Source organism: Sphingobacterium hotanense, assembly GCF_008274825.1.
In the GTDB taxonomy this organism is placed as follows: Bacteria; Bacteroidota; Bacteroidia; order Sphingobacteriales; family Sphingobacteriaceae; genus Sphingobacterium; species Sphingobacterium hotanense.
The window spans coordinates 3,021,440-3,048,141 of sequence record NZ_CP030848.1 but is presented as its reverse complement, the minus strand read 5'-3'; the positions used below and the strand labels follow the sequence as shown (position 1 = coordinate 3,048,141).

General features: G+C 41.4%; 26 protein-coding genes. 4 read left to right on the top strand and 22 right to left on the bottom strand.

Going from position 1 to position 26,702, the window contains the following annotated elements; translation table 11 throughout:
- Positions 1 to 335 precede the first annotated feature (335 nt).
- The 22 genes from DSM08_RS12860 to DSM08_RS12760 form a co-directional block, all read right to left on the bottom strand.
- A complete protein-coding gene (locus tag DSM08_RS12860; RefSeq protein WP_149526541.1) occupies positions 336 to 1,622 on the bottom strand; it encodes a phenylacetate--CoA ligase family protein in 1,287 nt (428 codons plus the stop codon).
- Positions 1,619 to 3,238: a C45 family autoproteolytic acyltransferase/hydolase gene (locus tag DSM08_RS12855; protein ID WP_149526540.1), complete on the bottom strand. Its 1,620-nt coding sequence runs from the start codon at positions 3,236 to 3,238 to the stop codon at positions 1,619 to 1,621. Before DSM08_RS12855 ends, DSM08_RS12860 begins: the two co-directional genes overlap by 4 nt.
- Entirely contained in the window at positions 3,231 to 4,754 is a 1,524-nt protein-coding gene (locus DSM08_RS12850; RefSeq protein ID WP_149526539.1) for a phytoene desaturase family protein, read from the bottom strand. The genes DSM08_RS12855 and DSM08_RS12850 overlap by 8 nt, the downstream gene beginning before the upstream one ends.
- Positions 4,741 to 8,394 carry a 1-acyl-sn-glycerol-3-phosphate acyltransferase gene (locus DSM08_RS12845; protein ID WP_149526538.1) on the bottom strand — a complete coding sequence of 1,218 codons (3,654 nt, stop codon included), beginning with the start codon at positions 8,392 to 8,394 and terminating at the stop codon, positions 4,741 to 4,743. Before DSM08_RS12845 ends, DSM08_RS12850 begins: the two co-directional genes overlap by 14 nt.
- Positions 8,384 to 8,755: a DUF2062 domain-containing protein gene (locus tag DSM08_RS19175; protein ID WP_246172245.1), complete on the bottom strand. Its 372-nt coding sequence runs from the start codon at positions 8,753 to 8,755 to the stop codon at positions 8,384 to 8,386. Before DSM08_RS19175 ends, DSM08_RS12845 begins: the two co-directional genes overlap by 11 nt.
- Before the next feature lie 44 nt (positions 8,756 to 8,799).
- Entirely contained in the window at positions 8,800 to 9,549 is a 750-nt protein-coding gene (locus DSM08_RS19170) for a glycosyltransferase family 2 protein (protein WP_223110811.1), read from the bottom strand.
- A 14-nt stretch (positions 9,550 to 9,563) separates the two neighbouring features.
- Positions 9,564 to 9,926, bottom strand: coding sequence for a hotdog family protein (locus tag DSM08_RS12835; protein ID WP_149526537.1), 363 nt, complete (start codon positions 9,924 to 9,926; stop codon positions 9,564 to 9,566).
- A 32-nt stretch (positions 9,927 to 9,958) separates the two neighbouring features.
- Positions 9,959 to 10,591, bottom strand: coding sequence for a LolA family protein (locus tag DSM08_RS12830; protein WP_149526536.1), 633 nt, complete (start codon positions 10,589 to 10,591; stop codon positions 9,959 to 9,961).
- Entirely contained in the window at positions 10,584 to 11,357 is a 774-nt protein-coding gene (locus tag DSM08_RS12825; protein WP_149526535.1) for a polysaccharide deacetylase family protein, read from the bottom strand. The genes DSM08_RS12830 and DSM08_RS12825 overlap by 8 nt, the downstream gene beginning before the upstream one ends.
- Complete coding sequence (locus tag DSM08_RS12820; RefSeq protein WP_149526534.1) at positions 11,351 to 12,397, bottom strand: beta-ketoacyl synthase chain length factor; 1,047 nt, start codon at positions 12,395 to 12,397, stop codon at positions 11,351 to 11,353. Before DSM08_RS12820 ends, DSM08_RS12825 begins: the two co-directional genes overlap by 7 nt.
- A 2-nt stretch (positions 12,398 to 12,399) precedes the next feature.
- Positions 12,400 to 13,593: a beta-ketoacyl-[acyl-carrier-protein] synthase family protein gene (locus DSM08_RS12815; RefSeq protein WP_149526533.1), complete on the bottom strand. Its 1,194-nt coding sequence runs from the start codon at positions 13,591 to 13,593 to the stop codon at positions 12,400 to 12,402.
- Positions 13,594 to 13,597: 4 nt separating this feature from the next.
- A complete protein-coding gene (locus tag DSM08_RS12810; protein ID WP_149526532.1) occupies positions 13,598 to 13,855 on the bottom strand; it encodes a phosphopantetheine-binding protein in 258 nt (85 codons plus the stop codon).
- Between the two features lie 5 nt (positions 13,856 to 13,860).
- A complete protein-coding gene (locus tag DSM08_RS12805) occupies positions 13,861 to 14,454 on the bottom strand; it encodes a 3-oxoacyl-ACP synthase (RefSeq protein WP_149526531.1) in 594 nt (197 codons plus the stop codon).
- A 2-nt stretch (positions 14,455 to 14,456) separates the two neighbouring features.
- Complete coding sequence (locus DSM08_RS12800; RefSeq protein WP_149526530.1) at positions 14,457 to 15,572, bottom strand: beta-ketoacyl synthase N-terminal-like domain-containing protein; 1,116 nt, start codon at positions 15,570 to 15,572, stop codon at positions 14,457 to 14,459.
- Positions 15,569 to 16,015 (bottom strand): acyl-CoA thioesterase, encoded by a 447-nt coding sequence (locus DSM08_RS12795; protein WP_149526529.1) that lies wholly within the window; start codon positions 16,013 to 16,015, stop codon positions 15,569 to 15,571. The genes DSM08_RS12800 and DSM08_RS12795 overlap by 4 nt, the downstream gene beginning before the upstream one ends.
- A gap of 71 nt (positions 16,016 to 16,086) precedes the next feature.
- A complete protein-coding gene (locus DSM08_RS12790) occupies positions 16,087 to 16,527 on the bottom strand; it encodes a hypothetical protein (RefSeq protein WP_149526528.1) in 441 nt (146 codons plus the stop codon).
- 153 nt (positions 16,528 to 16,680) lie between these two features.
- Positions 16,681 to 17,571 (bottom strand): LpxL/LpxP family acyltransferase, encoded by an 891-nt coding sequence (locus DSM08_RS12785; RefSeq protein WP_149526527.1) that lies wholly within the window; start codon positions 17,569 to 17,571, stop codon positions 16,681 to 16,683.
- Between the two features lie 2 nt (positions 17,572 to 17,573).
- Positions 17,574 to 17,834, bottom strand: a complete 261-nt coding sequence (locus tag DSM08_RS12780) for an acyl carrier protein (RefSeq protein WP_223110810.1) — start codon at positions 17,832 to 17,834, stop codon at positions 17,574 to 17,576.
- A 5-nt stretch (positions 17,835 to 17,839) separates the two neighbouring features.
- A complete protein-coding gene (locus DSM08_RS12775; RefSeq protein ID WP_149526526.1) occupies positions 17,840 to 19,066 on the bottom strand; it encodes a beta-ketoacyl-[acyl-carrier-protein] synthase family protein in 1,227 nt (408 codons plus the stop codon).
- 3 nt (positions 19,067 to 19,069) lie between these two features.
- A complete protein-coding gene (fabG, locus tag DSM08_RS12770) occupies positions 19,070 to 19,813 on the bottom strand; it encodes a 3-oxoacyl-ACP reductase FabG (protein WP_149526525.1) in 744 nt (247 codons plus the stop codon).
- Positions 19,813 to 20,931: a WG repeat-containing protein gene (locus tag DSM08_RS12765; RefSeq protein WP_149526524.1), complete on the bottom strand. Its 1,119-nt coding sequence runs from the start codon at positions 20,929 to 20,931 to the stop codon at positions 19,813 to 19,815. Before DSM08_RS12765 ends, fabG begins: the two co-directional genes overlap by 1 nt.
- Before the next feature lie 2 nt (positions 20,932 to 20,933).
- Positions 20,934 to 22,451: an HAL/PAL/TAL family ammonia-lyase gene (locus DSM08_RS12760; RefSeq protein WP_149526523.1), complete on the bottom strand. Its 1,518-nt coding sequence runs from the start codon at positions 22,449 to 22,451 to the stop codon at positions 20,934 to 20,936.
- Between the two features lie 101 nt (positions 22,452 to 22,552).
- On the opposite strand from DSM08_RS12760, the gene DSM08_RS12755 reads away from it, so the two are divergent.
- The 4 genes from DSM08_RS12755 to DSM08_RS12740 all read left to right on the top strand — a co-directional run bounded on the left by DSM08_RS12755 (position 22,553) and on the right by DSM08_RS12740 (position 26,698).
- Positions 22,553 to 23,782: an NAD(P)/FAD-dependent oxidoreductase gene (locus DSM08_RS12755; protein ID WP_149526522.1), complete on the top strand. Its 1,230-nt coding sequence runs from the start codon at positions 22,553 to 22,555 to the stop codon at positions 23,780 to 23,782.
- Positions 23,783 to 23,850: 68 nt separating this feature from the next.
- Positions 23,851 to 24,099: a DUF7218 family protein gene (locus DSM08_RS12750; protein ID WP_149526521.1), complete on the top strand. Its 249-nt coding sequence runs from the start codon at positions 23,851 to 23,853 to the stop codon at positions 24,097 to 24,099.
- Between the two features lie 197 nt (positions 24,100 to 24,296).
- Positions 24,297 to 24,941, top strand: coding sequence for a hypothetical protein (locus tag DSM08_RS12745; protein WP_149526520.1), 645 nt, complete (start codon positions 24,297 to 24,299; stop codon positions 24,939 to 24,941).
- 365 nt (positions 24,942 to 25,306) lie between these two features.
- A complete protein-coding gene (locus DSM08_RS12740) occupies positions 25,307 to 26,698 on the top strand; it encodes an RtcB family protein (protein ID WP_149526519.1) in 1,392 nt (463 codons plus the stop codon).
- Positions 26,699 to 26,702 lie beyond the last annotated feature (4 nt).

Here is a 26,702-nt window from a genome sequence, read left to right as displayed (position 1 = left end):
TTTCAAACTCAATGTATAACCCAATCAGAACCGCAGGGAAAGGGCTGAGATTTGGGAGTGGATAGGGAGAAGGAAAGGAGGGGGTCGAATGAGGGAGGAAGCTTTTCAGGATTCGATTGAAATAATATATTAAATGAAAGTTCTTGATGCCCTTTGAAAATAGATACTTACAAAATAAAAAATCCTGAAGCGGGGAGCTTCAGGATTTTTACCAAACCAATTATTAACCTAAATTATGAAATTTTTACTCTTATTACTTTTGCTTTATATACATAACGCAATTCAAGTGCCTTTCGTTTCATGAACTTCCCTTATTAACAATTTTTAACGATAATCTATCGATTATCAATAAAGGTGATAGGTTTGCGGCTAAGTGGATTGTATATTATCTTCTGTAATGTCGCTTCATCTTCAAAACTGATGTGTGGAGTGACACGTAGTCTGGCTCTAAAATAGTCCTTCAATTTGCCAGCAAATTCTTCGGAGCTATCCGTTGCGAATATGCGAATCAGGATTTCATCTGTGCCGATTTCATTCGATGATATTTCGATGAGGTGCAGTTTCACTTCGCTGAAATGTGCTACAGCATCATGCATAGCAGGCGGATAGAGGGTAGTTCCCTTATATTTTATCATCTGCTGTTTTCTGCCTTCTACGGGACCTAATCTATCCGTTGTTCGCCCGCAGGAGCAGGGTTCGCTATATTTTCTTACAAGATCGCCCGTTTTAAAGCGCAATAGAGGCATGGCTTCTATGCCTAAAGTCGTAACAACAAGCTCGCCTAATTCGCCATTTTTTACAGGCAGGTCTTGATCATCAAGAATTTCAGTAATGATTAGCTCCGGGTGCTGATGTCCTCCCTGAAAAGCTTCACATTCCGTAAATGCGGCACTCATTTCTGTAGAAGCATAGGTCGAATAGAGCTCGATAGGCCATTTTTCCTGTATTTTACTCGCCAAAAGCGTAGGTTGTAGGTCGGCCGTGCGTAGCGACTCGCCAATACAGATTACACCTTTGACGGATGATCCTTTATAATCAATATTATTCTCTTCGGCATATTCTATCATCTTGAGGATGAAAGAAGGGACGGCGATCAGGTATTTGGGTTCGTAGCGCAGGATAGAGTCCCATTGCAGTGGCGGCACGCCTGCCCCAACGCGGATGATGCCAGCCCCGAGTTTTCGTAGACCAAGGAAATAGGCCATACCGGCCATAAAACGACGGTCTATTGTGGTCATTAGCTGTACCAGATCCCCTTCTTTTACGCCAGCACATTCGAAAGAAAGCATCTCGTTGTAGGCAAGGCGGTCCAGATCCTGATCAGTTAGTCCAAAAGTTACGGGGTCACCCAGCGTTCCGGAAGTCGTCGAATAGTCTCTGAGCGCCTTTTTAGGGACACAGAGGAAGTCATCATTAAATAATTGCAAGTCCGTTTTTGTCGTTACGGAAACTTTCGATAGGTCTTCAATTGACTGTATGGTGTCAAGCTGAATATTTTCCGCTTTGAATTTTCGCTGATAGAAAGGCGAATTAGCCATCAAATAAGCGATCTGTTTTCTTAACAGTTCGTTCTGGAAGGCTATTATTTCTAACTTTTCTTGGGTCTCTATTCTTGGAATCATAGTTTCTTTCTTGCTTTTAGAAGTTGTTTCTGCAGCTGCTCTTTCGCTTTTTCAGAACTCACTTCTTTGCTAAGTGCAATTTCGTAATAATGGCTGGCCTTTTCCCAGTTTTGATGTTTAAAATGGTAATCTCCCAGTACTTTATATGTTAACCAAAGGTTTGGATTAGATTTTTCTAATAACTGTAGATCGCTATCTGAAATTTCCTGTTTTGTTTTCGTAGCCCGTTCGATTTTGGGGAGTAAGCCTCTGAATTGCTGAAAATCCGCGAAGGCTTTCGTTTTTAGAAACGGATCTGCCGGTATTTCTAGTTCTTTGATCGCCTGAATTGGCTTTTCGTTGTGGAATGCTTTCCGAAGATCATAGGCTTCAAATGTGCCAAGTTGATAAGGGTTATTCGATACCCACATCAACAGTTCGTCCGGCTTAAAGATTACGGCATGATGGGCTAGCAGTTGGTTCAGTGCTTTTTCATTTCCATACCCTATATCTTCATTATTCAAGCCTGTTTCATCGCGCAATACCTTGGCAATATCTTCAGGCTGATAGGTTCCTTTCTTGCTGAAAGATTGCTCCAGTTTATCGAGGCGATATTGGCTGTGGGAACTGGATATATGTGCTTTGTTTCTTTTATCTTTTGTGTAGACAGACGATTGAAAATGATTGGTACAGAAAAGAATATCATTGTTTACTTCGAACACATCGAATCGCTTGGGGCTCATTTCAATGTTGACCGCTCGATTATCTTGCGCAGAACCAATCAATAAAGATTCAGATATGAAAACTTCAAAACCTTTTGCGATCTGTATTGCTTTTTCGATGTTCTGTGCATGCTGCAAAATATCGCGCGCAACGATTGAGATCGGCGTTTTTCCGCGAAGCGGAATACTCGACTTGCCGGCATTGAGGGTGATAGTCAGTCCCTTTTCATTCATTCCCGATACGACGCCAATCATTCCAGGCCATGAGACGGAAGCATATTTGTAACCCTCGTCGGGGGCAATGAATTCAACAATTTTGTTTACTGCGAATGCGTCGTTGACATAGAAGTCGAAGTTTCGACCGATCAGTAGTTTGCCGTCTTGGGTTTTGCTATCCCATAGCGCCACACTGGAACAGCCAACGAGCATCAGATCTTGCATGGCATGGCCGATATCATGCGCACCGTGTAGGAGTAAGCTCCTTTCGTATTTGTTGCCTACATAATCGTATTTATTTCCAGCGTGTCTGGATAGTCCATATATCTCTTTTCGATAGCTGAGGGGGATATCCTGCAGGATATCAAGATGATACCATTTTAAAAACTTCATCAATAAGCGCTGTCGTCTTGGCTTCGGCACAAATTCTGCAACTTTCTGAAAAAAAACATCCTCCTGATGCTGTAAGAAAGGTTTGGTAATCAAGCCTTTTTTGTAGCCTAGTTCAAAATCATTCCCTTTTAGGCGCAATTGTAGGTTTCCATAAGGAGATTGACTTAATTGGTCTTCGCTTTCTAGCCTAACATTAATACTGTCAAATTCTTGCTGAAATCTTGCGCTTTCTTTTTTAAGATTCTTGATCGACCCGCAAGAAGAGAGGAGAAATAAGATTAGGAAAAGACAGAAGGCTCTACACATTTCGTACAGATTTTAGAAAACGATCGAAGAACTCTTCTCTTCCAAGTATTTCACCTGCAGCCATAAAGCCGCTGATTGTTACTCCGAGGATACCATGCAAACGAACATCCTGTCCGGTTAGATATAGGTTTTTCACCTTGGTTTTTGGAGATATCATGCTCGCCAAAGGGTTCGATGCATGCTTCTCTATTCCATACATTGCACCCCGTCGTGTGCCGATATAGTCGCGGTAGGTGAGTGGAGTAGAAGTATATATGGATTTAATATTTTTCTGAATTTCAAAGAAGTATAACGACAATATGTCGATCATTTCTTTAGAAATTCTATTCTTGAATTCGTCGTAGCTGTTACCACGATGTAAGGGTTCCGCGACCGTGTTGCGCGTATCTTCCCACTGCTCCACCTGTTTGAAATCCATATAGGTCAACACGGAAATACTGCTGGCGTATTTTGGATTCGCATGTTGCGGCGTACAGGATATCATGACGGATTTGGGCCTGTCGCCATTCCAATTGTCTTCATAACTCAAGGCGTCGGCTGGCTCATCGAAATGATAAATATTATGATTAAAATACGGAACCGTATTTTCTTTAAGTACTATATGGGTTGAAAATGCAGATGGGCCTTCTTTTAAGCTTTCTAGGCGCTTAATATAAGGCTTCTGGTAATTGTAGTCATCAAATAGCTTAAAGAGCTTTAAAACGCTTAAATTCGAGACAAAGGTTTCCGCTTCATAAATGAAGTCCTTGGTCTCACAGCTTTTGATCTTATCCCCGTCAAAGTTCAAAGCCTCGACCTCCTGATAGGTATAAAGTTTTGCACCATGCAAGCGCAATTGCTTCGTGAATGCTTTACTGATCTGGCTCCCGCCACGTATGCATCGCCATGCGCTCTGAATGTAGGATTTTACGATTAATGCATGCATGTAAAACGGCGAATCGGCGTGCAGACCATAAAGGAAGCCGTTTCCCAAGAGGACGGCTTGCAGTTTCTCGTTCTGGGTCAGCGATGAAATGATATCGAGACAGCTGTCTCGCATAACATCCTCATCATAACCAAAGCCTTCTTTAAGCTCGTATAAGGGAAATTGCGCGCAGTAGCGCTTGACCGTTTCTATATAATTCCGAATAGCTTTTTCTTCCTCAGGGAAGTGATTGCTAAGTTGTAGGATGAAATTTTCGTAGCCTTGTGCCTGTGGATATGCTGTGGGATCGTCTTTGAAACGGATTACATCAAACTGATTGAGATCCATTCGTTCAAATTGAATCTGATCTAAAACACCTAGGTATTTCCAATACTGGCCTAGATTCTCATCTTCAGCGAGCGATCCAATGTAGTGGACACCGGAGTCGAAGATTTCTCGGTCGCGAACAAAGGTTTGCAGATTGCCGCCGTATTGGTTGTTTTTTTCGAGGATGCAGACCTTCTTTCCTGCTTTCGCAAGCAACAGTCCTGTCACTAGACCGCCAAGTCCACTTCCCATAACAACAACATCAAAACGTCTAGTTTCCTTCATTTCTAAGATATACGCGGTAATTTGCTTCTTGATGACGCAGCGAGAAATTTACAAAATCTTCGCTAATATCAGCGCAAAGAACAATGATCTTCTGTATATGTGTAGGGATTTCTATATCAAATTGGGAAATAGCAGAGAGCAAAAGCACCTCCTGATTGTTCCATAGTGCTTCCAGCTGATCTACATATTGGATGTGGAATTTATTGACGATAAAACCTGCCTTCGCAATATCGCGATGCTCCGGGTTGCTGTTAAAGGTGATAAGCTTTCGTGCGGCAAACTGATGCACAAGCAGGAAGTCTACTTGACCGTAGTCGCTTGTGATATGTGCTATCCTTGCCTTCTCCTCTATTTCTAAAAACAATTTATGGTATAGCTTCTTATGTTTTTTGAAATCAAGTTTTACGTGACTTAGTATATCTCCTTCTTTGTACAGGTAATTTAAGTGTAGTTTAGCTTTGAAATAGTTTTCATCTTCCTGGCGGAGCCTGATCTGTTTATAAGTTTCTTTGAAATAACGAGCAATGTTCTTGGCGCGTTGGGCATAGCCGACACCGAATTGAGGATTATCTGGGTCGATTGGCTCGCCTACGTGTATATCGCCTAGGCCGTCGTATATGATGAAATCGCCTTTGGGTAGCGCTTCAGCATTACCATGAAGGAAAACTGGGGTAATTGGCATCTGTAATTCTTCGGATAGAAAGAATGCGCCTTTATGGAATCGATGGACCTCCGAGGTATTGGATCGTGTGCCTTCCGGAAATACGACAACAGAGAACGTACTTCCTATGCGTTCTTTTAGCATGTCCGTTTGTCCTTCGATGCCTGCTGAGGTAGGTAGAAAACCTAAAAAGCGTACAGCGCGGCCAAATACGGGAGAGTTGTAAACCCAGTCGTTGACTAGATAAACTATATTGGAATGCAGCATACCCATACTCAGGCTATCTAAGAATGAACTATGGTTTGCGATCAATATGCTTGGGCGTCTGTTCTCAATACGGTCGATATGGTACATTCTTTTCTTCACTTGATGTTTTAAGTGAAGTACTGAGGACATGTATAGGGACATCCATTTTGAGAATAGAACTTGCTTTTTCAACTTGGACATCGGTAGTATCCAGAACAAAGATCGGATGAGGACAGAAACGAATACACTTGCAATAGCAAAGTAGGAGAAAAGGAAGATGCTCTGTAACAGCAGCCCCAAGTTAATAGGAGATAGACCTTTCTTGATCCGATTAAAAAACAGGAATTTAAATAATAAAGGGTAAAGGACAAATGTAACTAATACAGCAACGCTGACCCCAATAAGCGCAATGGATGAAATGGATTTCAACGCTGGGTGCTTAGCAAAGATGAGTGCTCCAATGGCCAATATAGTCGTCAACACGGCAAGAATAATGGAGGTTCTATAGATAGGCATTTCATCTTTACCGTTCGTGTATTGTTTCTGCAGCGCACTGGTCATAAATATCGTGAAGTCGATACCATGTCCAAATACAAGCGTGCATACGATCGTGCTGAAGATGTTAAATGGGACGTTCAGAAGTCCCATGATACCCGCTGTAATAAAGCCCGTCAATGCAATTGGAATGGATGCAACGATAACTAGCTCAATTCGCTTATAAAAAAAGAATAGAATGAAGATTACCGCGAGGAAGGAATAGCTCACCAAGCTATTGAAATCGTTGATAAGGTAGCCCAAATATTGCTCATTTAAAGCTTGTCTATCGATTATTATATTGTTTTTTCCTTTATTGCTTTCTTCAAAGGATTTAACAAATTGATCTCGATCTTCGGGCGCTAGGGAAATCAGTGTAGAAATAATGTACTGACTATTATCGCCATGAACGAATTCGCGGTAGAACTGAGGATCAAAATCTTCGATATCCTGTAGGCTGATCGTTGTGTACTCGCGATCTAATGCTTCATAAAAAGGTTGGTGCGTTTGGTCTACGAAGCCTTTAGCAATGCTTGTTTGTTCAATTTCACTAATCGTAGTTTGTTTTCTGCTGCTTGTCCAAAACGCATTCCACCGCGCTATGGCTTCCTGCTGGGCGTCTATGCTGGGCACGAGGCTGTTGATAGATTGGATGCTGCTGATGCTCCTGTTGTCCTGTAGTTGGCTTAACTGCGCTTGACTATTGGCTAATACATCAGCTTCTTGATCTCCATAACTGACAATAAACAGGTTTTTCAAGATTTCCTGCCCCTGATTCAGCGCTTTTTCGGCTTCTTGTTGGTCTTTCGGGATATAGTTTATCTTAGAGAGGTCGCCGTCAAAACTCACTTTGTGATAAGTGAAAAGGCTAAGAACGATGAGCAAGAGCGAAAAACCAGTCAACAGCTTATTCTTTTCAAAAGGATATTGCGCGACCCGGTCAATAAGGTGGGCATGCTTTATTTCCTTTCCCTGATAGACATGAGGTAGGATAATGAGCGTAAATACTGCAGTGGCTACAACAGCAATACTGGCAAATATCCCTAAGTCCATTAATGCTTCCGATCGAACAAACAGCAGGCACAAGAAGGCGATAGCGGTTGTTGAGCTGCTCATTAATAATGGGCGCGAGACGTCACGGAAGAGCTCTTTTTTATTAGCGCTGCTTTTGGAATGCGTAAGGAAATGTAAGGCATAATCAATCGTAATACCGATAAGAATGGCTGAGATGGACAGTGATATCGCAGAGATCTCTGATCGAATAAAGTAGAGGCAGATAATGCCTAATAAACCACCAAACACGGAGGGAATCATTACAATCAAAGGCACAAACCAGTTTCTATAGTAAAAGATCAGCATCAGCATGAGCAGGCTGACTGAGATAGCTACAGTCGTTAGGATATCGTGTTTTATCTGCTTCGCATTGGCAACCGCGATAAAGGCTGAGCCGAAATAAGAGGTCTCTACATTTTTAAATTCTTGATTTAAGGCCTTTTGAATTCCTCTAAGACTGTCTACAAACACTTCATTATTCTTTGTTTCAGCACCTCCAAATTTCGGGTTGATGAACAGAAAGAGTTTGGACCTGTCTTTGGAGAACAGGAAGCCGTCTTCAAAAACATAATCTGTTCCTCCCTGAAATTGCTGTAGTTTTTTTAAGGCGAGAAAAGATATCTGTAGCGGGTCTTTAACGATGATTTCTTTCATAAAAGGTGCCCCACTGCCCATTAGGGTAGCATAGTTTTGATCGACTTGTTTTCTGATACTGTCTTTATGTAGTTTTTGCGCAATAGTAGCATAGTCTTTATCGTCAAGATACACGGGTAAATGCGTGTAAACCAATTCGAAGGAGCGATTGAATAAATCCTCATCTAAGGTGCCTTGAATGTTGTGGTAAAAATGCTCGTATTGGGCTACCGTATCTAGAAAGGCTTGTGCTGCATCCTTTAGGTCATCATCGGTGGCTTCTTCATTTTTACTGAAGATTACGGAGATTTTATCCGTGAAAGACATCTGCTGTATGATGTTGGTTGCAGTCGCCGCTGAATTATCGATAGGAATTACTTTATTGATATCCTCATTGAATCGGATGTTTTTAATGACCATTACGGAAGCAATCAGGAAAAGCATTGCGCTAAGCAATGCGATCTTTGGGTGCTTTTGGATGAGTTTATAAATGGAATAAAAACTATTCGACATGTTTCTTTGCTTTTCGGCTAGCAGATTTAAGGATCAAGTAAAATATCAAACCTATGCTGATGGAAGCAAAAATAGCTAAAAGAAAACTCCCGAGCACATATTGCAACAGATGAATTTTGATAGCCTCCATATTGAGATGGTCGAAATCAAGATGGATAGGTTGGTCTGCTGGAATGATGAAACTGCCAATGTGCAGGGCTAGAAATACGATAATGGGGATAAATGGCGGAATACTAATGTTTGATCCCAGAAATGCTAATGCTTTATTCCAGCGTAATGCTACGGCGATACTGATACATAGGAATGTTTGAAAACCCCAGGCTGGGATTATTCCAATAAACACCCCCATAGCGAGCGACATCGCTTTGACTTCATCGGTATCCTGAGTTTGTAGGATATCCTCTTTTAGGAATTTGCTAAAGCTTTTTTTTTTAGCTTTCGAAAGAAATTACGTGGTTTGATGTAAAGTAGGGTAATCAATACGAGTACCGTATTGAGGATGGATATCCTCGTGAAGTCCTTAAATGGCCTAAAGTGCGATACGCGCTCCGCTGGGTCGTAAAGTACTTTTACCGGAATATTTTTTACCAATACGTCGTTCCATGCTGTTCGAACAATGATTTCTATCTCGAACTCGAATTTATTGGTGTAAAGTTTTTTCGGGAGATGCTTGAGTGGATACATGCGATATCCGGATTGGGTATCTTCCAATCGAATTCCTGTTTCAAACCAAAACCAGAAGTTCGAGAATCTATTGCCGAAACTGCTTTTTCCGGGGATACCGGCCTGTTCCATGTCGCGGTTTCCGATCAATAAGACCGGTTCGCTGTGTTTGGAGAGCTCTTCAAGAAAAACAGGGATATCATCCGGATAATGCTGTCCATCAGAATCTATAGTTATTGCGTAATCAAATCCATCTTCAAGGGCTTGCCTAAAGCCTTCTTGCAGGGCTTTGCCCTTGCCTTGATTCTTCGGCTGATTGATGATTACAATATCATTATATTGAGTAAGGATACTCGACGTAGCATCTGTACTGCCGTCATTAACAACATATACATGGTCTATATGCTGCAATACACCATCAACGACTCTTTTCAACGTTTTAGCGTTGTTGTAGGTCGGAATAATGACACAAACACGATGATTAACTCCCAAGCTTTCCAACATCATTAAGCGGTTAATTGAGCTGATATTTTGATCGCTAGAGTATCGCCGTAATAGGCTGTGCCGCTGATCTTATAAGAGGTCGAGTCAGATTTAATAGCTAAATTAATCTGCAGCTCAGGATCCGTAAAAGGATTGATTAATGCTGTGAACTTTATATTCTTGCAAGAGCTCATCTTTAGCGCTTTATTAGTAGCTGATTCAGTCAGCTCCTTGCATATTTGTAGCATGCAGACCCCTGGTGTAACCGGGTTATTAGGAAAGTGCCCCTGAAATATAGGGTGCTCTGCATTTAGTTTTATGTGAGCATCGACTTGCGTCTCGCTAAGATTACTTTGCAGTACGGTATAAAAATCAGGGATCAGCATAGAGGTCAAACGTTTCTAGTCGGTAAACAAAATTACAATTTAAACTCGCTATCGCTAATACTGCTGTTAAATTTCTTGTTCTTCAACTTGAATAGCGTATAATCATTCGATTTCTCCACAATCTTGATTTCAGATACAGTATGTTCATTATTGCTAAAGGTCAGTTCCACCTGCTTAATAAATCTTGCCATGTCTTTATTCTTTGGTGTTAAGATTGCTAGTTTATCTGATCCATTTTTCAAAAAGCTGATGTTGAAGTTCGTTTCATCGAAGACATTGCCCGTATTGGTCTCCGTCATCAAGCTTTGCAACTGACGAAATCTACGGTTCTTATTTAGATCTATGGTTGATTTCTTGCCCTTTTCGTCTTTCATAAAGAGCTTATCCTGATCAAAAAGCATCGCATTCTGCTGTGGAGCATCATAACGCCAAAGTAGCTTTTTACCCTTCAGTCTGAAAATTCCTGTAAAGTTTACCGGCTTTTTAAGGACAGATACATATTTGCTAGCTTCAAAATTAGCTGTTATACTGCTAATCTTTTGCGCTTGCTTCTCTACATTGCTCTTAAAGGTTGCAGCCTCTGCTGTGCTCATCTTTGTTTGAGCAAAGCTCGTAACTGTAATCAACAAGAATGATATTATAAATAGTCCTTTCAACTTACCCATTTCTTTCTATTTTTAGTAATCTATCCACTGGTATAGATTGTAGATTCATATCCTTCATTTTAATCAACAACTGTTCCAGCACATTGATAGTGCGCTCCGAGGTATCATGGAGTAATACAATATCACCGGGCTTTATTCTCGGTACGATGCGGTTCAATATCCTTTTCTCATCTTTAATCACCGTGTCTAGCGAGCGAATACTCCAGCCTATGATTTCCTTATTGGTGGCCTTGCATGCTTTAATCACATTCGGATTAGTCACTCCAAAAGGAGGGCGATACATGGGCGTAACAGATTTCGTGATCTTCGTAATAGCATCATCGGCAAGCTTTATCTCCGTCGCCATCTCAGCGGCATTAGAAAAAGCAATATCTTTTCGATGTGTGAAGCTATGATTACCTATGCTATGTCCGCTATCTATTATTCTCTTCGCAATCTCAGGATATTTCAACACTTGCTGACCGATACAAAAAAAAGTTGCTTTCATTTCGTATCGATCCAGTAAATTGAGCACTTGTTCGGTGTAGGGGCAGGGGCCATCGTCGAAGGTCAGTGAAACCAAGTTTGTCCTCTGTTCGCTAGCTTTGAAGTGAGTTTTACCAAAATAACCTAAACGGATATCAAAGACTCCCCACACGGTTAAGCCTAACCCGATGAATGCGACTATGACGAAGATGAATATGCTCCAATAATCATACAAGTAGCCGATTGCTGCTACGACGCAAGCAATTACAATGACTATTCGAATGTACTGGTGTTTTAACATGATTGAATAAGCACTAAGCTATTGTCAACTCCTCGCGATTGATTTATTAATAAGATAGTTTTAAGCTGCTTAGGTTTAATATCGTTGTAGATGATGTTTGATGGTAGCTGTTGAAGTTTCAGGACTTCAGCAGCTAGTTTTAAGCCAAAAGCCGATGCCGTAAAGAAAGAACCAGATAAATGCTGATAGTAGGCATGCGAGCTTGCAGGAAATAGCGATGCATATGTTTCAAAGAACCCTTGATCTTGACTGTTTGCATTATAGCCTAAGAAAACAAGATCTATATCCTCAATTTGAAGGCTATTTCTTCCTAGAAAGCCTTCAACTTCAGAAAGAACCGTTTCCTGAGGTAGATTGAAATAATGCACATCAACCAATTGAGCGTATGACTCTTGTTGTCTTTCGTTTGAAAGAACGAAAAAGTTGGCACCTTCCGCTAAACAGGCGCCCGGACTGCTTGGATGTTTGAAATCTATCGATGCTCCTTCTGTTTTATAAAGCCCAGAAAGCTGAAATAAGCGATCAAATTGAGTCGAAGTCTCATCAATGCCACCTACGAGTACTGAATTAGCTCCGAAACTAGTTGTCTGTAGCATTGCATCAAATAAGGCCGCTTCGAAGGAGTTCGCTCCATTTACATAGGTGAAGTTATAGGCTTTGCAGCCTAATTGCAGAGCAATCTGTGCTGCAACGGTATTATGTGTCGATTGTATAAAGGAAGTTGGCGTAAGGTATTCTTCATCATTCTCAATCATGGTGTCTAAGAATTTCTCAGAGTCTTGAAGACAACCTAAGCCAGTCCCCGTGATGATGGCATCGGGATAATTCACATGCGCCTCCTGCATTGCTTGGTGCGCAGCATAAATCCCCATCTTTACAGAGGTCGACATTCGCCTTAATGCTCCGGCAGGAATAAGTTCTCTATAGGAGGGATGCGCCACTTTGTTACTAGTATTAATAATGCAGGGCTCATCAATCCACACATTAAAACCTAATGATTGGATTCCTATCGATCCTAAACCGTTAATATAACATTCCATCCTTAACTCTTTGAGAAAATGAGAGATGAACAATTGCCGCCAAAGCCGAATGAGTTAGAAAGTACATGGTTGATGTTCTTTTCGCGGAGTTCCGTAGTTGGCACAAGCTCAAATTCTTCCATCTTAGTTTTAAAGTACAGCGTAGGGAATACCATTCCTGCTCGTAAAGCTAAGATGCTGTATACTGCTTCGATTGCTGCTGCAGCCGCTAATGTATGGCCAGTAAAAGACTTGGTAGAGCTAAATTCCGGAACTTTATCGAATATTCTAAGCAATGCTCTTCCTTCTGAGAGGTCGTTATTAGCAGTTGCTGTACCATGTACATTGATATAATCAATCTCTTTTGCTAATAAGTTTGCTTTTTTCATCGCTTTCTTGATAGCTAGGTACGCTCCTTCGCCGGTTTCGGAGGAAGCAGTCTGATGGTAAGCATCATTTGCATTGCCATAACCGCTGAGGTAGGATAATACCTGCTTGTTTTCTTTTTGTACCTGCTCTTCAGATTCGAGGACCAAATACGCCGCTGCCTCTCCGAGATTCAAACCTTTGCGGTCTTGGTCGAAGGGTGTGTTATCTGTGTCAGAGAGGATCATTAAGCTATTAAAACCGTTTATAGTAAACTTACTTAGTGCATCCGTTCCGCCGACGATAACTCGGTCTAAACGACCGGTTTCAATGAGTGCAGATCCCAACATGATGGCATTAGCCGCGGATGAACACGCGGTCGATATACCTGTTACCATTCCGCGGATTCCCAAGTAATCCGCAATTTTATTATTACTATCACCAACATTATGGCTATTGATGAATTTCTGCAATGCAGTTTGATCCTGAAAGTCTTTGAAGTGTTTTTCGGTCGTATCCATGCCGCCTACGCTAGTTGCAGATATTAATCCTGTTCTAACCGAATTAATGTCAGAGATTCCTGCATCTAAAATCGCTTGTTTTGCGGCATAGGCGCCTAAAAGGCTCGTTCTGGTAAAGCTATGACCTAAAGGAATTTTTAAGCGATCTTGAAATTCCTCATTACTCACTTTTATTTCGCCTACCTTTATCTGAGCTGCATGTTTAGATTGGAAGTTCTCTAGATAGGAGATGCCGGTTCGTCTGTTTACTAAAGATTGGAAGTTCTCATCGACAGAAAGACCTATCGACGAAACAATACCCATTCCGGTTATAGCGACTCCGATCGGCATTTTTTTACTTCGTACGGTTTTGTTCGACGAAAGCCGCTAACGTATTAATCGAGGCAAAGATCTCCTTGCCTTGCTTAGGGTCGGCAAGTTTGATACCATATTGCTTATCTAACAGTACAATTAGTTCTAATGCATCTATGGAGTCCAATCCAAGTCCATCCCCGAATAAGGCGTCATCGTCTTGAATATCTGCCACACAAATATCTTCCAGATTTAACACCTCAATTATCTGTTGTTTTAACAGATTCTTTAATTCCGCCATCCTTATTATTTATTTATAATCTGATCTATGTTTTCTATGTTATGTTCTAAGATTCCCTCAGGTTCAACCAAGTAAAAGTTGGCCTGATAGTCTCCGTTTATCATTTTTAGCCATCCGCAGAGTACTTTATTAGCCTTGCTGCTATTTATCAGAAGCTCGCAGTACGGTGCGATGTATTCCGATTGGTATCTGTCGGCGAGTAAAAACATGCTTTCCGATTTCAATTGATGTCGAATACTCACTTCGCCAATACTGATATTGGGAAGTGTATAAACGAACAACGCCGGGCTAGGGTAGAAGTTATCTATATTGCTTATGAGCTTCTGATGCTGTAGATCGGAGTCCAAGCTACCTTCCTTATTGCAGAATAACAATGCAATATCCTCTTCCTCATTGTTTGTTAATGCTATTTCTGACGCTAAAAAGGCTAATTTACATAAATTATCCATCTTGTAAAACTTCGGATAATTAATCTCTAGATGCTGATATAGTTCTTTAGCGAAGTCCTTAAAATCTGAACTCTGTCCTTCGAAAACTACGTTGTCATTCCAAAGGACCCTATTATCACGGATAGCTATATATTGGCTGATCTTCTGCATCCCTAATCCTTTGAGAGTATTATTGCGGTATTTGTTCCACCGAATCCTGACGCTGTTTTTAAGGCCACTCGAATATCGCACTTCCGTTCCGCTGTCAAAACCTCAATTGGCTGTGAGGTTCCTAGCACTTGGAATCCTTTGCTGGGTAACAACAGGTTTCTTCGCATGCATTCTACTAAAAGTACACACTCCAAAAGACCTGAAGCGCCCAATGTATGTCCGTAGTTCCCTTTATAGCTGGCAAGTGGTACTGTCGACAGATCCGCACGATTGAAAGCTATTGCTTCCATTTCATCGTTATAGATTGTAGCGGTTCCATGTCCAACAATATAATCAATGTTTTCAGCGCGTAACTGAGCTTCATCTAATGCTTTTTGGATGCTTAGAAACAAACCTTCGCCTGTTCTGGAAGGCCCAGAAATATGGTTGGCATCGTTTATATTCGCATCTCCTGCAACTCTTACGCTATCCGATTGCCTCTCCGTTGAGACGTGACAGGCAACAGCAGCTTCGCCTAAGCTAACACCGGATCTATCCTGATCATAGGGGCGACAGGCCTCTGAACTAACCGCCTGAAAAGAATTAAACCCTGATTGTACAAATGTTGAAACCTCATCAAAAGCAACGATATAGGCATCTTCAAATAATCCCAATTGTAAATAGCGTTTCGCTATGGAAAGAGCCATTAGGCCCGAAACACAGGCATTGCTGACAATTAAAGGCTCTTTTTGGAAACCAAAATAGGTTGCGATATTTTTTGCTAAAGTTGGGATGTCGCTGGCCTCAGTATCATTTTCCGCGAGGGCTTTGACATTTCCCTTCGTAGCCGAAACGATTAGTAAACTATTTTCTAAAGATTTTCTGTCTTGAATCAAAGGAAAGAGAGCAGCAATAGCCAATTTCTCTATTCTCGACGACGCGCTTGTTAGGCTGAGACGAGCAAATAAAGCCTCCACTTGATCCTCATTTATCGATGAAATAAAAACTTCATCGAGGATGCCGTTCAGCTTAAGCTTTTGAATACCGGTCTTTCCGGCGCGTACAGCTTCGAAGTTTTCGTCCGTAGTAAAGCCCAGCGGACTGATTATATTGGACTCGTGAATGTAGGCTTGTTTCATAACATCCCCACTTTCTTTTTCCATTCCTCTAAAAAAGGAGGGATCGACAAAATGAGGTTGTTATCAAAGTCTGTAAAAACCTGAACAGTCTCTCCCGTACATACCAATTCATCTTGGCTGTTATAGATTTCAAAGTTGAAGATCATCTTTGCCGCAGCACAATCGACATAGGTCGTCACGATATAGGCATCGTCTGCATATCTAAGGGGCTTTTTATGTTCGCTAAGAACTTTAACAATAGGTGTGGCATATCCGTTTTGTTGAATATCCTTATAAGATATTCCGTAATGCCGGCCGAAGGCCTCTCTACCGTCTTCGAAGTAGCCGATATAATTGCCATGCCATACAATACCCAAAGCATCAGTTTCGTTAAACTTAACTTTAAAGTGTTCCGTATGCTGTAAAATCTTATCGGTTTTAAATCGTTCTTTTCGTCTATTCATAGCTTGATATTGGCTTTCGCCAGTATGCTTACAAAAGTAGGCAATCCAATTAGCTTTTTCTGTGAAGAAAATTATTTTGCTACTACCGTCTTCATTTGTCCTGTAGCAATAATTGTCTGCTCTACTTTACTTGTTATCTCTACCAGGGTGACACCGGAAAATTCTTGCAATATGTTTACTTCTGATTTGATTTGCTGATGTACTTTCGGACATTGATAAATCTCTAAGTTACTGATGCTCCCAATATAGCCGATCGGCGCCTGTTCGCGACGAAGGTAATAGCCAAATCCAGTATGCAAGGCAACAGACTGGGCCATATGCTCTATAATTCCGGTTTCTTGAAGGTATTCGTTTTTCAGAAAAATGTTATCAGGGTTCACCGTGAAAGTTGCTACGATGCCCTCAACATGGTATTCTAACAAGCCATCGACCATTACCATCGGAGGACGCTGCGGTATACATTGGTAAATGATACGTTGGTCATTAATGGGAAATTCGAGCTGCTGATCCATTATTCTACGTTTGATTGGCCCGCTAAAATAGTAAAATCTAAGTTAATCGAGCAGTTTTGTCAGTGTTGCGGACATCGCATGCGAAAAATCTGGTTCTACTTACTTTGACTGTTCGAGTAAAAAGGTTTGAATATTAAGGAAATAAAGCTGGGATTATTCCTTGTTTTCTGCTTTCCAAAAATCGAAAAAATTAAACCACTGATACGGATATTTCTTGAGCATTTGCTCCATACTTTGCGTGTAAGCATTTAAAACCGCTTGCGCGTCCCGGTGTTTTACAGCAGGGGCCCTACGCGTATATAAATGGTAATGTAGATTGGGTTCTTTCATTACATACACAAAAGCAATCGGCGCATTCAGGCGCGAGGCAATCATGAAAGTGCCTGCAGGGAAATGTGTATCTTCCCCCAATAGTTCCGAAGACATTGTTTTAGAGTTATCAAAATAGCGATCTCCCGTTAAACAAATGAGATCATTATTCGCCAATGCTGCTGAAATTTCGAATATATGCGACATATCTTCTTTGATATGTATGAAGTTGATTTGCGAATTTTCTTTAGAAATACTGGATAAGTAGTCTTTAATCACTGTCCGTTCTTGATCGGCTGCAACAATGTGAATTTGCTGGTTGAGATCTATATCTGCGAAGAACTTCTCTGCAATCTCGAAATTCCCGATATGACCGCTAATTAAAATTCCGCCTTTTTTCTCGTCGAGGAGTTGTTTTAGTATATCTATACCATCGAAATCAAAGGTAAATCGATTACGGAGTCCGGCAAATAGTGCGAATTTATCGATCAAAACCTGACCGAATACGAAATATCCCTTGTAAAGTGCGAGTATTGATTTAATAAATGGAAAGCCTTGACGTTTTCTATAGTAGTAAAACATAGCCTTGGCAGTCATGGGATAGGCTAAAACATAATACAGTGCTACCGGAATCAACAATCCATATGCAGCTCTGACACCAAGTTTCTTAATAATGTTGACGAAAATTTGGTAACCCAATAAGGTACCCTTGGATTTACCGTCCCATTGGCTCATCTTTAATCTTGTTTAGCCAAGATTTTCTTTTCAATTAGGTTGTAAAAATCTTGAAAGGAAACGACATCTGCAAAATCAGACTCAACCAATTTAACGCCGAAATTAGATTCAATAATCACTACCAAATCCACATAGTCCAAACTATCTAAGTCTAGCGTTTCTTTTAAATTTTTGTCGGCAGCAATTACATCTCCATCAACCTCGAACTCTTCCACTAAGATTTCGTTTATTTTGTTGACGATGTCTTCAATTTCAATATTCATTTCCACTATAATTTGAACTTCTTCACGATCATAGCAGAATTGGTTCCGCCAAATCCAAAAGAATTGGACAAATATACACCAAAATCTTGATTTTTCGTTTCAGTCACGATATTCAATTTTGAGGAATACTCGTCCGGTGTATCGAAATTGATGTTCGGCGCTATAAAACCGTGATTCATCATCAAAGTAGAGTAGATAATTTCGCTGGCGCCAGCCATCCAACATTCATGTCCTGTCATCGATTTTGTTGAACTGACAAATGGGCGAGTGGCACCAAAGACTTCATCAATGGCCTGCGCTTCGTTGGCATCGCCTACAGGCGTCGACGTTGCATGGGCATTGATATATTCAACCTCCGAAGCATCCATATTGGCCTGTTCCAAAGCTTTTCGCATGGCTGATGCCGGACCTTCAACGTTTGGAGTTGAGATATGACCTCCATTGGAAGAGAAGCCATAGCCCACAACTTCTGCAAAAATAGGAGCGCCGCGTTTTAATGCGCTTTCCAAACTTTCGAGAATAACCGTTGCTGCGCCACCACTTGGAACCAGTCCGTCGCGGTTAGCATCAAAGGGGCGGCAGGCTTTCGTTGGGTCTTCGTCTTTTGCAGAAAAGACACCTAAGCCGTCAAAGCTTGCCATTGCATATTTATTGATTTCTTGTGCTCCTCCACAGATTACCAAATCTTGCAGTCCATTTTTGATCATCATATGCCCCAAGCCTATAGCATGAGAGCCAGAGGCACAGGCCGCAGAAATCGTCATATTGACTCCGCGGATATTAAAGATTGTGGAAAGGTTCATGGTCACCGTGGAGTTCATGGATTTGAAGATAGCACCGGAACCAATTAAGGCGGTATCTTTTTTCTCCCTCACAATGTCGGTCGCATCAATGATAGCTTTAGAAACACTATCGTTTCCATAGATCAAGCCAATTTCACGCTCGTTGAAAGCCTCAATAGGAATGTCCGCTTCGCGCAATGCCTCCAAAGTAGCGAGGTAGGCATATTCGGTTTCTTCGCCCATCGTGACGCGCTGCCGTCTATGTAGAAGCGCTTTAAGCTCCGGGCTAGGGACGCTGCCCGTTAAAGCCGAGCGAAATCCATATTCCTTACGTTCCTGATCGAAGATAATCCCCGATTTGCCTTCGTATAGCGATGTCTTAACTTCATCGAGACTAGTTCCGATGCAGCTATAGATTCCCATCCCTGTAATCACCACTCTGTTATTCATCCTTTATGAATAAATCCCTCCATTGATATTGATAACTTCTCCTGTAATATAGCTAGATTTTTTTGATGCTAAAAATGACACTAAATCCGCAACTTCCTCAGCTTCCCCGAAACGGTTAACCGGAATCATCTTCTTCAGTTCTTTCTGGTCCATTTCTGCAGTCATATCGGTATTGATAAAGCCCGGTGCAACAGCATTTACGGTAATGTTGCGCTTTCCAATTTCCTGAGCTAGGGCTTTGGTGGCCCCGATAACTGCGGCTTTCGCTGCTGAATAATTTGTCTGACCGGGAGTTCCTTTGACTCCAGAAACTGAAACCATATTGATAATCCGGCCATAGCGATTATGCAGTAATTTCTGGATAAAGAAGTTCGTTACGTTATAAAACCCGCCTAAACTAGTCTGGATCACATCGTTCCAATCTTGTAGGGGCATCCACATAAAAAGGCCATCTCTAGTAAGTCCGGCATTATTAACGATTACTTCAACCAAAGCGTCCGGGTTCTTTTCTTCCCATGCCGCCAATGCCGACTTCACTTCTTCCGCATTGCCGACATCGAATTTAATGATTTCACCATCCGAACCAGCGGCTCTAACCTCTGCTAGGGTTTCCAATGCTGCAGACTCGTTTGAATGATAATTTATTAAGATATGGTAGTCTGTATCCTCGGCAATTTTTTTACAAATTGCTCGCCCGATTCCACGAGACCCACCAGTCACTATTGCATACTTTTTTGTTTCTGCCATTATTTGCTAAATAGTTCGGCATTATCATACCACTTTCCAACTACATTACCCTCTGTATCGATAAAGCCCCAAGTTTTGTTGAACTTAACTCGAGCCACACCATTGATGAAGCCTTTGCTGTCCGCATCAAACATATCCAAACCGAATGCGGTGATACTATATTGCGCGGGTATAACTAATTTACCGGATTTATCGATAAATCCCCAGTTTTTTCCAACTTTTACCGGAGCTAGTCCGTCGTTGCTGAATACCTCAGCATCTTCAAACTGATATTCAACAACTAGATTGCCCTTCGTGTCGATATATCCCCATTTAGAGCCGTTGTAAACCGGTGCTAGGCCGTTTACAAAAGAACGAGCCTTATCGTATTGAGGTTCTACGACCCAATTACCTTTTGTATCAATAAAACCTATTTTCTTGTTCTTGCGTGCGTAGGCTAGACCATCTGTTGAAAAATCCCAGATTTTGTCTACAGCTTCCAAGCCTTTAAACTCGCCTTGAACGACTACGCCAAACTGTGTTCCTTTTTTAGCATAAGCCGATCCATTCATGTAATTTCCAATTTCATTATAGTCGGCTGGTATAACCTCTTTTCCCGATTTATCGATAATACCCCAGCGCTCAAAATTCTTTACGCGGGCATAATCGCCGTCAAATTTGCGAATCAAGTCGTATTTTGGGGCTAAAACTTCCTTGCCATCAGGAGAAATGATGCCTATCTTGTTATTCTGTTTAAAGAAAGCAAGGCCATCTTCAAAATCATAGATTTTATCGGTTGATACCAGGTTTAATCGTTCACCTTTTTTGTTGATATAGAACCAAGTGCTCCCTTGCGCAACTACAGCAACTCCATGGTCAAATGCTTTTACGCGATCGAATGTAGGTTCAATGACCCAGTTGCCTTGCTCATCGATGAATCCCCATTTTTTGTTCTGTAAAACCGGCGCTACAGCATCATTAAAATCACCAACCTTTTCAAATTGCAAAGCAATAACTTCATCTCCGGATTTGTTGATAAAACCAGCTTTTTTATTGGAAGTAACTTGAGCGAGCTCTTGAGCAAACCCGAATTGGGAGGCGAATAGTGCAGCAATAGCAAGTACGTGTTTTAGATTCATAATTATTTAATTAGATATTCTTTTACATTATTAACAATAGGGTACATCACGATATCCTCCTTGAAGACCGGCACTAGCTCTCTCAATTCGCGATAGACGGACCTCGATGCTGAGCTTAATCGATCCTCAATGTCAAGAGCTTCTACCGCCTGTGCAATCGTAATCCATTCAATTGCAAGTACCTCAAAAGCATTTTCGATTACCTTACTGCAGATAACTGCGGCATTTGTTCCCATGCTGACGATATCTTGGTTGTCATTATTGTTCGGGATGCTATGTACGTACATGGAAGTCGACAAAGCTTGGTTTTCCGCAGTTGTTGATGTTGCGGTAAACTGGACGCCCTGCATACCGAAATTAAATCCAAGTTTCCCCAAATTTACGAAAGGAGGCAGCAACTCGTTGATCTTCGAGTTTAACAAATAGTTAAGTTGTCGTTCCGCTAGCATGGATAGCTTAGTCACGACAAGCTTTAAGCGGTCCATTTCTAGGGAAATATAATCGCCGTGGAAATTTCCACCATGGTAAACATGCTGTGTTGCGACATCGACAATAGGATTATCATTCGCCGAATTGATCTCCTTTTCTAAGATTGCTTCCACACTGCGGACAGTATCGAATATTGGTCCTAGAATTTGAGGAACGCATCGTAGAGAATAGTATTCCTGTACCTTTTCTTTGAAAATATCTTCGCTATTATTTCCGTTGTAAAGGTGCTCATGCCTGCGTCTGATCAGTTGGCTATCTGCCAAATGATTTCTCATCGCTTGAGCCACATCCCGTTGCCCTTCGTGGAGTTTGGCTTGATTTAATTCTACCGAGAAGTGGTCGTCATATGCCTGAACCAACTCATTGATAAAGCAGGAAGCCTTGATCGACCAGTCGATCAATTTCTGTGCTTTGTACGTATTTACAATGCCTATTCCCGTCATTACCGAAGTGCCGTTGATCAAAGCAAGGCCTTCGCGCAATTTAATCTCAATAGGGGTTAAGCCCAGTTCTTGGAAGACAGCTTTAGTTTCTCGGCGCTCGCCTCTATAAAACACTTCACCTTCTCCAATCAGCACTAAGGCCAAATGCGCTAATTGCACTAAATCACCACTTGCGCCAACACCTCCATGTGCAAACATCAATGGAGTAATATCTCGGTTGATCAGCTCGCGCATCAGTTCGATAACGGAGATGTGAATTCCTGATTTTCCTAACGAAAGGCTGTTCAAGCGCGCTAAAATGCTGGCTTTTACATGTTCTGCCGAAAGCGGTTGCCCGGTTCCGGAGGAGTGGCTTCGAATCAGGTTATATTGAAGCTGTAATTGATCTTGTTCTTGGATTCGATATTGTGCCATCGGGCCGAAGCCGGTATTGACACCATAAATGACTTTGTTTTTCGAGAAGCTTTGTAAAAAATCATAACAATTGTTTACTCTGTCGATTAGCTCTTTGCTTATCTCTATTTTTTTGTTTTCAAATAGAACTTCGTTAAACTCTTTAATCGTTAAATAATCGTTTATGGTTTTCATTTAAAATAATTAGTTTCTTCTCTTTTAATTGTTCTAAATGTATGTAATTTTGGAACAAATTTTTGTACCGCAAAAATAGAATTTAAATATTATTTACAGCTATGGAAAACGAAATTGTTGACGTCCTGATCATTGGTGCGGGACCTAGTGGTGCAGTAGCCGCAGGGTATTTGCAGCAACACGGCGTGAACATCAAAGTTGTTGAAAAGCAAAAGTTTCCGCGCGTTGTCGTAGGCGAAAGCTTGATTCCCAGAGTTATGGATCATTTTGAAGAGGCGGGACTTCTAGAAGCATTGAATTCCTATGGATTCGAGAAGAAGCCAGGTGCTCGCTTTATTCGCGGGGAAGAACACTGCGTATTTGACTTTAGTGATAAGTTTGGTGAAGGTTGGGACTGGACCTGGCAAATTCCTAGAGCGGATTTTGATAAGGCAATGACGGATGAATTACAACGAAAGGGGGTGGACATTGCCTTTGAAACGGAGGTTTTGGATGTATCATTCGATGGCACTGATTCGTTAACGACCGTTCGCGATAAGGCCGGTAAACTATCAACTATCTCTGCAAAATTCGTGATCGACTGTAGTGGATACGGACGAGTGTTGCCACGTCTACTGAAGCTCGAAATGCCATCGAAATTAGATTATCACTCTGCTATCTTTACGCATATCGATGATGTTCGTCGTCCAGATGGCGTAGAAGGGACACAGATTTCCTTCGATATTATAGAAACTGAAGTGTGGCTGTGGGTGATCCCTTTCTCTAATGGTAAAACAAGCGTAGGCATTGTGGGGCCAACAGAGTATATCAATAAGCTCTCTGCCAGCATGGATAACCATGAGGCAATACAGGAAGCAATTAAGTTATCGGATTACTATGTGGCTCGCTTCAGCGGCTTACCCTATGAATTTGACCCGATTCGCCTAACGAATTATTCTGTGGCAGTATCGCAATTCCATGGTGCTGGTTATGCATTGACAGGCAACAGCACGGAGTTTTTAGACCCTGTATTCTCTTCGGGTGTCTGCTTCGCGACGGAGTCGGGAATTTTGGCTGCAAAATTGGCGAAGCGCCAATTGGAAGGTGAGGTTATTGATTGGGATCAGGAATATTCTGCATATATGAAATTCGGTATCGATGTGTTTACGACCTATGTGAAGGAATGGTATACCGGAAACCTGCAAGAGCTGTTTTACCATCGTCCGGAAAATCCAGATGTAAAGCAAAAGATATGTGCGGTGTTGGCTGGCTATGTTTGGAATAAGGAGAATCCATTTGTTGCAAAACATCGTAATATTGTGAAGAATATGGCTTATTTGATTAAGCAGTAGGGTGTTGGTTTATTTCAACGATTCTGCTCGTTGAGTGTTCTACATACAGAATCAACACTTTAATTGCTATGCCAGACAAGAAAAATCCGCGTATTAAGAAAGAAGATACTTATAAAGCTTTGAAAAAAGAGGGAATGAGTACAGAGAAAGCAGCAAGGATTGCTAATGCGCAAAAGGCAGGAACGCTAGATCATAAATCTGAGAAATTGGAAGATCGTTCGAAAACAGAACTTATGAGCCAGGCAAAAGAAATTGGGATAACTGGAAGGTCCAAAATGTCTAAGTCTGAGTTAATCAGTGCTATTCGTAATCATTAGTGATTCCGAATAGTTTGAAAGTATTAAAGAATAATTAAAAAAAGGCAAGTCTTCTCTTGCCTTTTTTCATTTCCAATCCAAACCATCAATCATCACCCCATTCCCACACTAATCCACCTAAAAAACATCAACATTAAATTTTCGTTAAGCTTTAAACTTTTTTCTTATTACCAATTCAAACTGTTAAATTGTTCGTTATGAAAAAGCTACTCTTTATCCTAACTTTTGTCTTTGCCGTAAGTTTATCCTTTGCTCAACATGGGCGTTATGAAACCGATATTTTTGGGACTCTACTTTTTAAATCCAACAAAGATTCCTACAGCGCAAGCCTGGAGAAAAACGTATTTGGCGATTTAGTTTTTTCCGATTCTAGAAAAAATCATGAGAAATTTGAGAACAAATATCTCGGTAGATTTATGCCTGGTATTCTGAATAGTAAAGATGCGCAGCAAAAGTTTTTTCAAGAGTTGATCTGGCAGAATAGGAATAGCGAGGGATATGAGTCTTTCTATTCCATCGATATTTTCGGAACGATCATCACGAAAGATAACCGTGGTAATGAGCGGGAGAGCGGAACTGATATCTTCGGACATGAATTTGTGAGGGACAAAAGCAAGGGCAGTACATCCAGCATCAAACGAAATATACACGGTGATTTAGAATACACAGAAGACGGCAATCAAGCCACTTTGAGGAAGGATATTTTCGACAAATGGTCTTATTCCGACAGCTTTGGTAATCGTGTCGAGTTTTCTTCTAGAACCTGGAATCGCATCCTAAATCGCTTAGGTTCAGAGAAGGAAATACTATGGTATTTTGTCGATCAGTTTTTCTATGACTAGCTACAAGACGAAAAAATAATTTGCATAAACTAAAAGGATATTTTACTTTTGGCCCCGATAAATATTTTTAACCCTTTAAAAAAGACGAAGATATGTTTGTAAGTACCCCAACTTCTCGAGCGTTTGCAGCAAATGGATTTGCTGTGGCTTGCTTCGTGCTTTTTTCTTAAAAAGATCTTATTAATCTTATTCTGCCTAGCACTTGGTTGTTCCTTAATGAAAGTTGAGATTTAATTAGGTATTGAGCGACGTAACGGAACTAAGAAAGTTTTATTTAAAAAGCCCGTCATTTTAAATCGGATGGTCTTTGTTTGATCTTTCAATCTACAGGATCAACCGGAATATTCAATTCAATTTTTATTACAATGGGAAATAAACTTTCTGGGAAAGACCTAATTAAATTGGGTTTTCCGCAGAATAACGCGATAAATATTGCGCTAGGGCAGATATCGCGATATCGCAAGCGCGATAAAAAAGAAACAATATTACAGGAAGCCAAACAAGTATTGTTGTTTCCTGAAAAATACATGGGACATGGAACTTGGGGAAAGGTTGCTGAAGGCTTGATCAAACCGGTAGAAGTCAGAATGCATCAATTGCGAACACATCGTGTTCCCTTTGAGATTTTCGGAGAGAATGAGATTGACGAATTGGCAAAGCGTCAACTCTATGACTCTTTAAAACTTCCTATCGCGGTGCAGGGGGCGCTGATGCCGGATGCGCATGCAGGTTATGGTCTGCCGATCGGCGGAGTCTTAGCGACGGATAACGCGGTTATACCTTATGGGGTAGGCGTTGATATTGGCTGCAGAATGAGTCTATCCATCTTCGATTTTCCCGCCACTTATTTGAAAGGCAGGGGATTCCAATTGCGTAATATCCTGAAAGAGAATACAGCTTTTGGACTCTATGAAACGCATAAGTCGCGAGCAGATCACGAGATCTTTTCGCATGCAGCATTTCAGGAAATACCACTGTTGAAATCTCTAAAGGACAAAGCTTATAAACAGCTGGGATCTTCTGGCGGAGGAAACCATTTTGTGGAATTCGGAATAGTCGATTTGTATGAAGATCGATCAGATTGGAAGCTCAGCAAAGGATCATATTTGGCGGTTCTTTCGCATTCAGGTTCTCGTGGCTTGGGCGCTAACATTGCGAAGCATTATACCTATCTGGCGCAAAAGCAGTGTCCACTTCCTAAGCAAGTACAACACTTAGCCTGGTTAGATCTGGATACCCACGACGGACAAGAGTATTGGACTGCAATGAACCTAGCGGGCGACTACGCTAAGGCCTGTCATGATGATATTCATCGTAGATTGGCAAAGGCATTGGGAAAACGAGCGGTGCTGACAATCGAAAATCATCACAATTTTGCTTGGAAGGAGTTTGTGGATGGAAAGGAATGTATCGTGCATCGCAAGGGTGCAACGCCGGCGTCCGAAGGTGTTCTAGGAATTATCCCAGGGTCGATGACGGCTCAGGGTTATATTGTAGAAGGGAAGGGAAATCCGTTGAGCTTAAATTCTGCCTCCCACGGGGCCGGACGTGTCAAATCGCGTGGCGAATGCAAGGATACGATCAGCCGCAGTGAGATGTTTGCAGATTTGGAGAATAAGGGTGTGGAGTTATTAGGAGGGTCGGTTGATGAAGCTCCTATGGCTTATAAGGACATTCAGAAAGTGATGCGTCTTCAGGAGGAGTTGGTGTCGGTTTTGGGGAGTTTTACTCCCAAGATTGTACGAATGGCTAAGTAGGGAG